At 42.0% G+C, this 481-nt stretch carries 1 protein-coding gene; it reads left to right on the top strand.

The genetic code is table 11. The features are described 5' to 3' along the window. Positions 1–29: 29 nt before the first annotated feature. A partial coding sequence (locus AC1DUA_RS40500; RefSeq protein ID WP_477505004.1) for a response regulator occupies positions 30–481 on the top strand: 452 nt, incomplete at its 3' end.

Here is a 481-nt window from a genome sequence, read left to right as displayed (position 1 = left end):
TCTATATGCCTGTGATGAGTGGCATGAAAATGATAGAAACATTACGGCAAGAGTCTTTTGAAGGAAAGATTCTTATCCATAGTGGCTACGCTGATTTTGAAGTAGCTCGTCAAGCTCTAAGGCTTCAAGTCGAGGATTATTTATCAAAGCCGGTTTCTAGAAACACGATTACGGAAGTGCTGTTGCGAACGATCACGTCCATCGAACAAGACAATCAATCGAAGATTGAACAGGAGAAACTACGGGATCAGATTGATGAGTATGAGCCTTTTGTGCGGAAGGAACAGTTGAAAACAGTAGTCACAGGTACGGCTAGCAATTGGAATGAAATGACGCTTTTATGTAAGACTCGAGATGATCAGAGCCATATCGTCCTAGGCATAGAGATTCTACGAACGTCGAGAATTTCCGATGTTCGGACGCAAGATCGATTGTTATTTCGATTCGCGGTCAAAAACATTATGAAAGAAATTCTCCAGGC

It is taken from the genome of Paenibacillus sp. 01T422, assembly GCF_056398785.1.
This window is presented reverse-complemented; position numbering and strand designations above follow the sequence as displayed.